Genomic DNA, 11,070 nt, shown 5'->3' on the forward strand with positions numbered 1-11,070 from the left:
ACATCTTGTCCGCAACGTCCGCCATTCTGGTATCTGTGAGCACGGAATCGGGATCGACGCGCAAGGACATGCCGGGACGGCTGCTGCGGCTGCTGTCGCTGTTGCAGAGCCGGCGCGAATGGCCGGGCGCCGAGCTGGCCGAGCGGCTCGGCGTCAACATCCGCACCGTGCGCCGTGACATCGACCGGCTTCGCGCGCTCGACTATCCGGTGGAGAGCACCACGGGCACCGCCGGTGGCTACCGGCTGGCGCACGGCCGCAACCTGCCGCCGCTGCTGCTGGCCGACGACGAGGCGATCGCGGTCGCGTACGGGCTGGTCACGGCGGCGGCGGGCAGCGTGGCCGGGATCGGGGACAGCTCGATGGGGGCGCTGGCGAAGCTGGAACGGGTGCTGCCGCCCCGGCTGCGGTCGCGGCTGTCGGCGCTGGGCCGCAGCGCCGTGGCCGTGCCCGTGCACGACGCTCCCCCCGTCGACCCGGTGGTGCTGGCCGTGCTCGCCTCGTGCTGCCGTGACGGCCAGGTGATGACGTTCGGCTACCTCGACCGTGCGGGCGCGGGCAGCGATCGCCGCGTCGAGCCGCACCACCTGGTGACCGTCAGGGGCCGCTGGTACCTGATCGCCTACGACCCCGAACGGGCCGGCTGGCGTACGTTCCGCGTCGACCGGATCGTGCGGGCGCGGCCCGCGCCACCCGGCCGCTTCCCGCCGCGCGCGCTGCCCGCGCCGGACCCGGTGACCTACCTGACCCGGTCGTTCGCCCGAGCCACGTACCGGCACACCGCCCGGCTCAGGGTGGCGCTCGGGGCCGACGCGGTGCGGACGCGGTTGTTCGCGCACGTACCGGGCGAGATCGAGCCGCGGGGGCCGGACACGAGCGTGATCCGCCTCAGCGCGGAGTCCGCCGAACTGGTCACCCAGTACGTCGCCGCGCTCGCGGCGCTCGACGCCGCCGTCACGCTGGTGGACGCCTCGGAGGAGGTCATGGCCCGGCTTCGCGGCCTCCGGGAGCGCCTTCCCGAGTGACCGGCTCGGGCCGGGCGGCCTCGTGAGCGGGCGGGCCGCGTCCGTCGAGGACGGCGAGCGCGGCGCGGGCCCGTTCCAGCCAGTACGGCGAGCCGATCCGCTCCCAGATGTGCAGTGCCTGGACGAGATAGTGGCGCGCGGGCCCGGTGCGCCCGGTGGCCGTGGCGGCGTCGGCGAGGCTGAGCAGGGTCATGGCCTGGCCGAACCGCTGCCCGCACTCGCGGTAGACGGCCAGGCATCCGTGCAGCAGCCGCACCCCCTCGTCGTGGTCGCCGAGCCGGATGCGCAGGTCGCCCAGCCACTGGACGGCGTAGGTCTCGACCAGCCGGTCGCCGAGCCGTTCGCCGACCTCCTTCGCCTTGCTGAAGTGCCGTTCTGCGCTGGCGTAGCGGCCTTCGCGCTGGTCGGCCCGGCCCAGGCAGCGCAGGGCCTGCGCCTCGCCCGGCAGGTATCCGGCGCTGCGGCTCAGGCGCAGGCAGGTCGTGAAGTGCTCGCGGGCCTCGGCCCAGCGGCGGGTTTCGAGATGCACGAGGCCGAGACCGTAGCCGGCGTACACCTGGCCGGGGACGTTGCCGATCCGCTGCGACAGCCGTCCGGCCGCCGACAGGCAGACGGCGGCCCGGTCGTACTCGCCGGTCAGGCGGTGCACGTAGCCGAGCCCGGACAGGGCGGCGGCCTCGTAGCCGAGGTCGCGCAGGTGCCGAGCGTGGGCGAGGGCCTCGTCGAAGCAGGTGACGGCGATGGTGTAGCGGTCCTGGATGGTGTGGAGTTCGCCGAGGTTGCGCAGCATCACCATCGCGGCCGCGTCGTCGCCGGTTCGCCGGGCGGCCTCCAGCACGGGTTCGTGCGTGGCCCGCCAGTCGTCGAAGTAGGTGCGGGACTCGTAGAAGACCGCGAGCGCGGCGGCCAGGCCCGCGGCGGTGCCGATCGCGCCGTCACGCACCGCCCGGCGCACGACGGCGCCGAGCAGGACGCGTTCCGCCTCGAACCACGCCACCGGGTCGGCCACCAGCCTGCGGGCCACCGGCTCGGGCAGGCTCCAGGCGGGCGCCGTGAGCGGCGCGGCGCCCACGAACCCGCCGCCGAACTGCCGCTCGGCACGGATCGCCAGGTCCAGGTACGCGCCGCGGAGCCGTCCCGCGGCGGCCTCGCGCCGCTCGGGCGGCACGTCGAGCAGGGCCCGCTCCCTGCCGTAGAGGCGGACCAGGTCGTGCAGCCGGTAGCGGCCGTGGCCCGCCGGGAGCAGCAGGTTCGTGTCGGCCAGCTCGTCCACGATCCGCTCCCCCCGCGACGGAGGCACGTCCAGCACGGCGGCGACCGTCCAACCGGCCACGTCATGAGCCGGCAGCGACGAGCTGAGCAGGTGGAACGCCTCCCGCGCCGGAGCGGACAGACGCCGGTCGGCGGAGGCGAGCACGGTCCTGACCGCCAGGTCCTCCACCGTCAGCTCGTCGAGGCGGCGGCGCTGGTCGCGCAGCGCGGCGTTCAGCTCGGCCAGGCGGCGCTGGCTGTTGCCGGTCAGCCGGGCGCCGGCGATGCGGACGGCCAGCGGCAGGTATCCGCAGCGCCGGACGAGCCGCGCGGCGGAGGCGGGGTCGTCGGCGATCCGGTCGTCGCCCGCCATGGAAGCCAGCAGGGCCAGCGCCTCCTCCGCCGACAGCGGTCCGAGCCGCACCCGGTCGGCGTCGATCCCGGCCAGCGTGCTGCGGCTGGTCACCAGCAGGGCGCACCCCGGCGCACCGGGCAGCAGCCCGCGTACGTCGGCGGCGCCGGCCACGTCGTCCAGCACGATCAGCACCCTGCGCTCGGCCAGCGCCGTGCGGTACAGGGCCAGCCGCTCGGTCTCCTTGTCCGGGATGGCCGCACCGGCGAAGCCGAGCCCGCGCAGCAGGGTGGCGGCGGCCTCGGCGGCGGGCATCGGCGTGCCCGAGGACCCGTGCATCGGCAGGAAGAGCTGCCCGTCGGGGTACTGCTCGCGTACGGCCCGGCCGACGTGCACCGCGAACGTGGTCTTGCCGACGCCGGGCGGCCCGCTCACCACGACCGCGGCGGGGCCCTCGTCCGGGGTGCCGAGCCAGGACAGCACGCGGTCGCGTTCCCGGGCTCGTCCGACGAAGGCGGGCGCGTCGGGCGGGAGCTGGAATCCGGCCGACGGCGCCGCCTGGGCCGCCGGGGCGCGCCTGACGGGCTGCTCGCCCTGCAAAATGGCCGCCTCCAGCTCGCGCAGGCGGGCGCCTGGCTCGATGCCCAGCTCGCGGGTGGTGACGTTCCAGCCCTCCCGGTAGACGCGCAGGGCGTCGGCGGTGCGGCCGTTGCGGTGCAGCGCCAGCATCAGCCGGTGGCGCAACCCCTCGTGCAGGGGGTGGTCGGTGGACAGCTCGTACAGCTCGGGGATCAGCTCGGCGTCGCGGTGCGCGGCGTGGTAGGCGTCGGCCAGCAGCTCGAACGCGGCCAGCCGCCGGTGGTCGAGCTGCTCGGCCGCCTCGGTGGCGAACGCGGCCCGCAGGCCGTCGAGCCCTGAGCCCCGCCACAGGCGCAGGGCCGAGCGCAGCGTGGTGACGGCGGCGTCGGGCCTGCCGTCGTCGAGGAGCCGCCGGGCGGAACCGACCTGTTCCTCGAAGTCGTCCAGGTCGACGCTGCCGGGCGGCGGCCGCAGCAGGTAGCCGGCGGGGACGGTGCGCAGCAGGTCACGCCCGACGCCGGCGGTGTCCAGCAACCCGCGCAGGCCCGCGACATGCGTGTGGACCTGGGCGCGTGCGGTGGCGGGCGGCGTCGGCCCCCAGATGCCGCTGACGATCCGGCTCATGAGCATCGGCTGGTTGCGGCGCAGGAGCAGCAGGGCCAGCAGCGCCCGCTGCTTGGGCGGGCCGAGAGGGACCGGCGTGCCGCCGACGAGCAGGTGCAGCTCGCCGAGCATCAGGAATCTCACGTCGTCCGCTTCAGGGGGAATCGGAACTGCTCCGTTCGGTCGTGGGCGGCAAGGGACGGCTCGAACGATCGTTTCGATCTTAGAGGCGGGAACGATCAGCGTCTTTCCGCTCGGTCGAAACCGGCGGCCACGTTCCATAGCGAATCCGTAGCCGCTTCATCAACCGCCTTTGTCACGCTGTATCTCATCCGGTCCGTGGAGGTGGACGCCTTCGACCGGACGACGTGGTGCAGGAAAGAGCGACGAGGCGATGGAGCACGTCGCGGCGACGACGGCGACGCCGGGCGCGCGGCGCTACCGGCGACCGAGCGGGGGCCGGTCGCTGTGGCGCCGCTCGGTCGGCCGGGCCGCGCGCCCGGTCAGGGCTCTCGAACGCGTTGCGCGGCGAGCGCCGCGTGGGACAACGGTGTCGAGAGGTCTGCCACGTCCCCGTTGGTCGTGTAGTCGAGCAGGACGACGGTTCGGCGGTCGCTGAGCTCGCGAAGCTCGCCGATCAGCTCGGCGGCCCGATGGTCGAGCACCCAGCGATAGGTCGGGAGGTAGAGCGCCCGCCTGGCCTCCTCGTAGCCGAGCAGACGGCCGTCGAGCCGGTGGCCGAGCGGCGGGCCGAGCCGTCGGACCGTTCGCTTGAGTCCCTTCATCGTGGTGATGTCCAGCTTGGTGAAGTCTTCCTGTTCGGTGGTGAACACCTTCAACGCCTGCCAGACGCCTTCGACGGACTGTGACGTCCGCCCCGGATGGCCCGGCACCGGGATGCCGCCGTGCGGGAAGAACGGGCTGAGGCGGACCCACGGCTCGGCCGCCCGGGACGTCACGTCGAGAATCAGTGCGTCAGGGAAGTCCCGGTGGAGTGTGGTGCGGCGGCGGTTCGCGACGTGAACGGGCATGGAGGGAGCCTGTCACGCGGGTGTGACGGTTTCGCCCTCCGGCCGGGCCCGCTCCAGCCGGTGCGGACCGTCGTCGTGAGGTCGGCCTCAGCCCGTCACCGCCGAGCCAGGGACCGGCTGCTCGGGGCGTGGACCGCCCTTGGGCCAGAACAGCGAACCCGGCCTGCGGGCCTCGCGGCGGATCTTGAACACCCCGAGCCTGCACGCCAGCTCCTTGTACGCCGCGCCCACGCGGCCACCGACGTAGACGTTCACCGGGGTGTCGTCCTTGCGGGCGAGCTGTCGCAGGGCGGCGTGCCGGCCGAGGCTGACACACGCCCCGCTGAAGGCCAGGCCGATCGTCGCGGGCTCGGCGCCCGCGAGGCGGCTCAGCACGGTGTCGGCGGCCTGCGCCCCGAGCGGCCCGGCGGCGTAGCAGCTCATCCGCAGCGGCCGTCCCGACGGTGCGGCGGCGTCCCCGGCCGCGACGATGCGGTCGTCGTCGACGCTGGTCAGCGTCTCGTCGGTGAGCAACCGGCCGAGCTCGTCGGTACGCAGCCCGCTCGCCGCCGCCAGCTCCGGCACGCCGAACCCGGCCGCCCAGATGGTCACCGCGCTCGCGCGCACCGTGCCGTCGGCGAGGACGACCGCGTCCGGCCGGACCTCGGTCACCGCGGTGGCCTCGATGACGGCGACACCGTGCCGGGACAGCCACCTGGCGGCGTACCGGCGGCCCGGCGCGCTCATCGAGGGAGCCAGCGCTCCGCCACACACCAGCGTGACCCTGCGGCCCCGCTCGGCCAGCTCGGCGGCCGTCTCGATGCCGGTGAGCCCGGCGCCGACCACGGTGACGGGAGCGTCGGGGCGCAGCTCGTCCAGCTTGGCGCGCAGTCGCCGCGCGGACTCGTACTCGGCGACGGGGACGGCGAACTCGGCCGCGCCGGGCACCGAGGGCGGAATCACCCCGGTGCTGCCGACCGCGTAGATGACGTGGTCGTAGTCCAGTGCGCGGCCGGAGGCGAGGCGCACCGCGCGGGCGGCGGTGTCGATGCGCGTGGCGTCGTCGACGACCAGGTGGATGCCCTCGCCCAGCAGCGTGCCGTAGTCCGCCGTGACCTGTCCGGTCCCGGCGAGGAACTGGTGCAGCCGGATCCGGTCGACGAACTCCGGGCGGGGATTGACCAGGGTGATGTCGATGTCGTCGCGCCTGCGCAGCCGGTTGGCCGCGAGTGTTCCGGCGTAACCGCCGCCGATGACGACGACCTTGTGGGGTGTGGGGTGTCCGGACATGACGAGGTTTCCCTTCTCGGTCTCGGCAGGCGTTCGGGGCCTGCGTCCGGTCCGACAACACAGCGCCCCGGAATGTGAGGCGGAGTGCCGACCTGACAGTTCGCGGTGCTGCCTGGTCGAACCGGTAGGGAAGACACGAGCGAGGGAGCGGGGACACCATGACCTTTCAGTCCGAGTCCGGGGACGGCGGGCCCGACCCGAGCCTGACCGTGATCATGAGCGAGCGGCGTCAACTGATCAATCTGGCGTATCGGCTGCTCGGCTCGCTGGCCGACGCCGAGGACGTCGTCCAGGAGACCTACACGCGCTGGTACGCCATGTCCCGGCAGCAGCGCGACGCCATCGACTCTCCGGGTGCCTGGCTGACCAGGGTCGCCGGCCGCATCTGTCTCAACGTGCTCTCCTCGGCACGCGCCCGGCGCGAGACGTACGTGGGCGAGTGGATCCCCGAGCCGCTGCCCGAGCCCGCGGAGTGGACGAGCGGCCGGGCGGGAGGCGATCCGGCCGACCGCATCACCCTGGACGAGTCGGTCAACATGGCGTTCCTCGTCGTGCTGGAGTCGATGACCCCGGCCGAGCGGGTGGCGTTCATTTTGCACGACGTCTTCCGCTACCCCTTCGCCGAAGTGGCCGAGATCGTCGGCCGTACCCCGGCGGCCTGCCGCCAGCTCGCCAGCTCGGCCCGCCGCCGCCTCCGCGACGCGCAGGCGCCCGCCACTCCGGCGGCCCAGCGGGCCCGGATCGTCAAGGACTTCAAGCTGGCCCTGGAAGCCGGGGACATCGACGCACTCATCGGCCTGCTCGACCCCGGCGTCACGGCGACCAGCGACGGCGGCGGCCTGGTCAGCACCCTGCTCCACCCGGTCGAGGGCGTCGAGCGGATCGTGCGCTCGCTGGTCCACCTCGAAGGCAGGCTGAGCAACCTGACGATGCTGGAGCGTACGGTCAACGGCCAGCCCGGCCTGATCGCCCAGGAGGACGGCGTCACCGTGTCGGTGTACGCGTTCGAGGTCGCGGGTGACCGGATCAAGCACATCTGGGCGATACGCAACCCCGACAAGCTCCGGCCGTGGACGTAGGCCGCCGACTTCCCGCGCGAGTGACCTTCCCCGGGCCGACTGGCGCGCCGGGCCGGATCGCCCCGGCCCGCGGCGCGGGTGGGCCATCTTCGGAGCGCGGCCAGGTAATCGTCCCCCTCGCGCCTGCCACGGGCGGCGGGCGGTGGGCGGGCGGGGGGTGTCATGGCGGTCTTCGCTCTCCTGGTGATCGCCGCCATCGCGCTTCGGACCGCTGGGCCCGGTCGAACGTCACCTTCGATCGGAAAGCGGGAGGCCGGTCCGCATCGCCCTTCCCGGCAGCGGCGTCGCTGAACGGGTGCCTCGGCGACGGGAGCGGATCGCGCAGGTCGAGCCTGGTCACCAGCCAGTAGACCGCGCCCAGGATGGCGGCCGTGCCGGCGATGGCCGTCAGCGCGATCAGTGCTCGCTGCCGTTGCCCCCTGGTGGAACCGTCGCGGGTCGACGGGACGCCCATCTTCGTCTCGAGGGCTTCGCAGTCTTCGCACTCGTCCGACTGCCGGGTGACGGTGACGTCATCGCCGCCGACCGGGCCTGACTCCGCTCCGCGCGCCCGGCCCGCGGTGTCGGCGCCCTCGTCCGCTTTTCGCCTCGGCCGCTCACCGCGCCGCGAACTCCTGCCCGTCCGCCCCTGCACCCCGAGTGGCGCGCGATCGGGATGCGGACGCACCCAGCGCACGCCGCCATCCCCGTCATCGCCCCCGTCATCGCCCCCGTCATCGTCGTCGCCCCCGTAGTCGCCTCGGTCGTCACCCTCGTCGTCATCGTCATCACCGTCGTCGTCGGCCGCCGCGACGCTCGCGAAGCCGGGGACGGACACCGAATCGGACGTCTGCCAGGCCGGAGGCATTGGCGCTGCGGCGTACAGGAAGGCGGCTGCGGCGGTGAGCAAACGCCACCTCAATCGTCGCCTCAACCCCGCCCCCTTTACCTCTCGGCTGCGTCCCACTGTGGCGGCCGGTGGTTGGATCAGTGTGAGCCGACGATGAGAAAGCTCTCATCCACCAGCTCCCGGGCGAACCCGGCGACCGCGAAGGATGACAGGGACGCCGGGGGACGCCGGAGGACGCCGGGCGGCATCCCCCGGCGTCCGGCCAGAACGGCGCCCTCCCCCGTTCTCGGCCGCTCCCCCGTTCTCGACCGATCTCGCCGGACAGCCGCAGGTGAGGCGCGGTGTCTCCGATCGACTTGAGTTCGCCTATAGGCGAATACCTAGCGTCGGTCCCATGACAGAGAACAACCTCACTGGCCGGGTCCGCATCGCCGTGGTGATCGGGAGCGTGCGCAAGCCCAGACTGGCCGATCCGCTCGCCGCGTGGCTGGAGCACGAGCTCACCGAGATCGACTGGCTCGACCTCGACCTGATCGACCTGGCCGCGGTCTCGCTGCCGATGCAGGACCTGCAGCCGGGCGGCGGGGCGGCGTCGCCGATCGCGGGACGGCTCGCGGACGCCGACGGATTCGTGTTCCTCGTGCCGGAGTACAACCACAGCTTCCCGGCTCCGGTGAAGAACGTGATCGACTGGCACTTCGTCGAGTGGGCGTACAAGCCGGTCGCGTTCGTCGGGTACGGCGCCTCCGGCGGCATCAGGGCCGTCGAGCAACTGCGTACGGTCTTCCCGGAGCTGCGGGCCACCACGGTCCGGGAGTCGGTGCTGATCCCGATGGCGTGGGAGCACCTCGACGCCACCGGCCGGTTCGTTCCTCCGCCGGGCACGGTCCAGGCGCTGCACGCGATGATGACCGAGCTGCGTACGTGGGCGGGCGCCCTGCGCTCCATCCGGGTCCCCGACCTGGTCGGCCGGACATGAGCAGGCTGACGGGGCCGGAGCTGCGCGCCGCGGTGGTGCTGGCGTTCGGCGGGTTGATGGCGGTGCTGGACGCCACGATCGTCGCGGTGGCGCTGCCGCACCTGATGGCGACGTTCGGCACGTCGTTGACCGCCGCGCAGTGGATCATCACCGCGTACACGCTCGCGATGGTCGCGACGATGCCGCTCGCGGCCGGTCTCGCCGCCCGCTGGGGCGCCCGGCGCGTGTACCTGGGGGCGCTGGTCGGCTTCGCGGTCGCCTCCGCTCTCGCGGGCGCGGCCGACGGCCTGGGCTGGCTGATCGCGGCGCGCGCGGCGCAGGGCCTCAGCGGTGGCCTGATGACGCCACTCGGGATGGCGATCGGGTTCGGCGCGGTCGCGCAGGAACGCCGCGGCCGGATGATGGCGATCACCGGCGTGCCGCTGCTGATCGGGCCGATCCTGGGGCCGGTGCTCGGCGCGCTGCTCCTGGGCGCCGGGTCGTGGCGGGCGCTGTTCTTCATCACGGTGCCGCTGGCGCTGCTGGGCGCCGCCGGTACGCTGGCCTGGCTGCCGGCCGATCCCGCGGGCGGGCGGCGGGTCCGGCTCGACCTGGCCGGGGCGATGCTGCTGGTCCCGGGCATCGTCGCGGTGGCCTACGGCATCAGCGCCCAGGACGGCCCGTCCTGGGCGCGGATCGCCACGGTCGCCGTCGGCGCGGTGCTGGTCGCGGTGTTCTCGGCGCGGGCGCTGACCCATCAGGAGCCGCTGTTGCGGATCGGTCTCCTGCGCAACCCGACGTTCGGCCGGGGCGCCGCCGTCCTGGCCCTGTACGCGGCCCCCTACTTCGGCTCGGCCGTGTTGATGCCCGCCTACGTGCAGATCCTGCGTTCGGACAGCGCGGCGGTCACGGCCGCGCTGATGATCCCCGGCGCGGTCGGCATGGGCGTCAGCCTGCAGATCGCCGCCCGGCTCCTGGAACGGCTCGGGCCCCGGCTGGTCGTCGGGACCGGGCTCGGCCTGGCCATCGGCTCGGGTCTCCTCCAGGTGGCCGTCCTCCGGCCGGACACCCCCTACCTGGTGCTCGGCCTGCTCGGGCTCCTCCAGGGCGCGGGCACGGGCGCGATCATGATGCCGACGATGTCCGGTTCCAGCCGCGATCTCACCGGGCCCGACCTGGCCTCGGGCTCCGCGCTCCTGTCGCTGGTGAGCACGATCTCCAGCGGCATGGGCACGGCGGCGGTCAGCGCGCTGTTCACGTTCCTGGCCGCCGTGATGACCGGCGGCGGTTCGCTCGCGGCCCTGGACGCTCTGGGGGCGGCGGCCAGGGCAGCCGACGCGGACACCATCGTGGACTCCCTGCGCCTGACCCAGGTGGCGGCCCTCACGGTGATGGCGCTCGCCCTGGCAGTACGGTTGCGCTCGCCACGCCATGCCCCGGCGATACTGGACCGGCAGGAACCATCAGCGAACGCGGGACGTACACCATGACCACCACCGAACACCTCGCCCGCTCACTCACGGTCGGGGAGGTGGCCAGGGCCGCCGGGGTGACGGCCAACGCCGTCCGCTTCTACGAGCGCTACGGGGTGATCAGCGGTCACCGGAGCAGCGGCAACGCCCGCCGCTTCAGCATCGACGCGGTCTGCAGGATCAGGCTCGCGCTCGCCGCGCAGCGCGTGGGCATCACGCTCAAGGAGAGCGCCGGCATCCTGTCCCGCATCCCGCAGCTCTCACCCGATCTCGGCCAGTGGGCGGCGGCGGGTGAGGAGCTCGTCCGGATCGGCCGTACCCGCATCAGCGAGCTCCAGGCGACCGTGAACGAGCTGGCCACGCTCGACTTCCTCCAGTCGGAGGTCTCGGAGGGCCGCCCGCGGGGCTGAGCTGGGCCCGGGTGCTCGGCCGTGATCGCGTTCGAGCACCTGCGGGACGCGTTCTCCTCCTGAAGGGTCAGGTGCTGGGAGAAATCATCGCCCCGGCCGAATCCCGCGGGCTCGGTGGCCGACCGCCGTGGGGCCGAAATCCGGCGGAACCGTACGCCGATCCACAAGGTGCCGCCATCTCACCGGTGAACGTCGCGTGTACCGCGCGGAAC

General features: G+C 73.5%; 9 protein-coding genes. 5 read left to right on the forward strand and 4 right to left on the reverse strand.

What is annotated here, in order from left to right:
* Positions 1-68 precede the first annotated feature (68 nt).
* Positions 69-1,025 carry a helix-turn-helix transcriptional regulator gene (locus ABD844_RS26530; RefSeq protein ID WP_425568662.1) on the forward strand — a complete coding sequence of 319 codons (957 nt, stop codon included), beginning with the start codon at positions 69-71 and terminating at the stop codon, positions 1,023-1,025.
* Here the strand turns inward: ABD844_RS26530 and ABD844_RS26535 are convergent.
* From ABD844_RS26535 to ABD844_RS26545, 3 genes are all read right to left on the reverse strand, one after another.
* On the reverse strand, positions 982-3,954 hold the full coding sequence (locus ABD844_RS26535; protein WP_344883473.1) for an AfsR/SARP family transcriptional regulator: 2,973 nt from the start codon (positions 3,952-3,954) through the stop codon (positions 982-984). The two genes, ABD844_RS26530 and ABD844_RS26535, sit on opposite strands and share 44 nt — an antisense overlap.
* 359 nt (positions 3,955-4,313) lie before the next feature.
* Entirely contained in the window at positions 4,314-4,841 is a 528-nt protein-coding gene (locus tag ABD844_RS26540; RefSeq protein ID WP_344883476.1) for a DUF6939 family protein, read from the reverse strand.
* An 87-nt stretch (positions 4,842-4,928) separates the two neighbouring features.
* Positions 4,929-6,110, reverse strand: a complete 1,182-nt coding sequence (locus ABD844_RS26545) for an NAD(P)/FAD-dependent oxidoreductase (RefSeq protein ID WP_344883479.1) — start codon at positions 6,108-6,110, stop codon at positions 4,929-4,931.
* A 158-nt stretch (positions 6,111-6,268) separates the two neighbouring features.
* Here ABD844_RS26545 and sigJ point away from each other — a divergent pair, with 158 nt between their 5' ends.
* The gene (sigJ, locus tag ABD844_RS26550) at positions 6,269-7,189 is read left to right on the forward strand and encodes an RNA polymerase sigma factor SigJ (RefSeq protein ID WP_344883482.1); all 921 of its coding nucleotides are present in this window, start codon (positions 6,269-6,271) and stop codon (positions 7,187-7,189) included.
* Positions 7,190-7,349: 160 nt separating this feature from the next.
* On the opposite strand, the gene ABD844_RS26555 is transcribed toward sigJ, so the two are convergent.
* Positions 7,350-8,078, reverse strand: coding sequence for a hypothetical protein (locus ABD844_RS26555; protein WP_344883485.1), 729 nt, complete (start codon positions 8,076-8,078; stop codon positions 7,350-7,352).
* Positions 8,079-8,412: 334 nt separating this feature from the next.
* On the opposite strand from ABD844_RS26555, the gene ABD844_RS26560 reads away from it, so the two are divergent.
* From ABD844_RS26560 to ABD844_RS26570, 3 genes are read left to right on the forward strand one after another with little or no spacing between them, the layout of a single operon-like run.
* Positions 8,413-8,997, forward strand: coding sequence for an NADPH-dependent FMN reductase (locus ABD844_RS26560; RefSeq protein WP_344883489.1), 585 nt, complete (start codon positions 8,413-8,415; stop codon positions 8,995-8,997).
* Positions 8,994-10,466 (forward strand): DHA2 family efflux MFS transporter permease subunit, encoded by a 1,473-nt coding sequence (locus ABD844_RS26565; RefSeq protein WP_344883492.1) that lies wholly within the window; start codon positions 8,994-8,996, stop codon positions 10,464-10,466. The genes ABD844_RS26560 and ABD844_RS26565 overlap by 4 nt, the downstream gene beginning before the upstream one ends.
* The gene (locus tag ABD844_RS26570) at positions 10,463-10,858 is read left to right on the forward strand and encodes a MerR family transcriptional regulator (protein ID WP_344883496.1); all 396 of its coding nucleotides are present in this window, start codon (positions 10,463-10,465) and stop codon (positions 10,856-10,858) included. The genes ABD844_RS26565 and ABD844_RS26570 overlap by 4 nt, the downstream gene beginning before the upstream one ends.
* Positions 10,859-11,070: the final 212 nt, after the last annotated feature.

Source organism: Nonomuraea antimicrobica (genome assembly GCF_039536965.1).
Taxonomy (GTDB): Bacteria; Actinomycetota; Actinomycetes; order Streptosporangiales; family Streptosporangiaceae; genus Nonomuraea; species Nonomuraea antimicrobica.

Coding starts and splice junctions, on each gene's coding strand:
- ABD844_RS26530 (WP_425568662.1), top strand. CDS start 69: ATGCCGGGACGGCTGCTGCGGCTGCTGTCGCTGTTGCAGAGCCGGCGC.
- ABD844_RS26565 (WP_344883492.1), top strand. CDS start 8,994: ATGAGCAGGCTGACGGGGCCGGAGCTGCGCGCCGCGGTGGTGCTGGCG.
- ABD844_RS26570 (WP_344883496.1), top strand. CDS start 10,463: ATGACCACCACCGAACACCTCGCCCGCTCACTCACGGTCGGGGAGGTG.
- ABD844_RS26540 (WP_344883476.1), bottom strand. CDS start 4,841: ATGCCCGTTCACGTCGCGAACCGCCGCCGCACCACACTCCACCGGGAC.
- ABD844_RS26545 (WP_344883479.1), bottom strand. CDS start 6,110: ATGTCCGGACACCCCACACCCCACAAGGTCGTCGTCATCGGCGGCGGT.
- ABD844_RS26560 (WP_344883489.1), top strand. CDS start 8,413: ATGACAGAGAACAACCTCACTGGCCGGGTCCGCATCGCCGTGGTGATC.
- sigJ (WP_344883482.1), top strand. CDS start 6,269: ATGACCTTTCAGTCCGAGTCCGGGGACGGCGGGCCCGACCCGAGCCTG.